The following is a 421-nucleotide window of genomic DNA, read 5'->3' on the forward strand; positions in this document are numbered from 1 at the left end:
CCTTGTCTGCCAGCATGTTCGGCCAAAGGCCCTGCTACGGCTTTTGCTACCAGGTTGAATTAGCCAGCCGTCAGCCTAACTTAACCCCAGAGCAGGTGGTTGATCGGGCGGTCGAGCTGCGCATGTATCGCAACCGGGTCTTGGTTCAACGAGTACACGGTGTCGCGCGCGCGTTTACTCAAGGGGATATTGGTCATCACCATACCTTCTATTCATTGACCCTTGTGCCTGCTCTCGAGCGCCTCTCTCTGCGTCACAATAGCCGTATCTTCCAGCATCAGACCACGCCCGACATTATCGCGACCCTACTGCAAGAGATGGGCATTAATGACTACGCTTTCTCGTTAGAGCGCGAGCCTGCTCAACGCGAGTTCTGTGTTCAATACCGTGAAAGTGACCTCGACTTCCTGCACCGCCTCGC

The 421-nt window shown here is 55.3% G+C and carries 1 protein-coding gene; it reads left to right on the forward strand.

Annotated elements, in window-relative coordinates; genetic code table 11:
- On the forward strand, window positions 1-421 hold a 421-nt coding region (locus RH46_RS05010; protein ID WP_040895219.1), incomplete at both ends, for a contractile injection system protein, VgrG/Pvc8 family.

Origin of the sequence: Vibrio brasiliensis LMG 20546, from assembly GCF_000189255.1 — a bacterium.
Taxonomy (GTDB): domain Bacteria; phylum Pseudomonadota; class Gammaproteobacteria; order Enterobacterales; family Vibrionaceae; genus Vibrio; species Vibrio brasiliensis.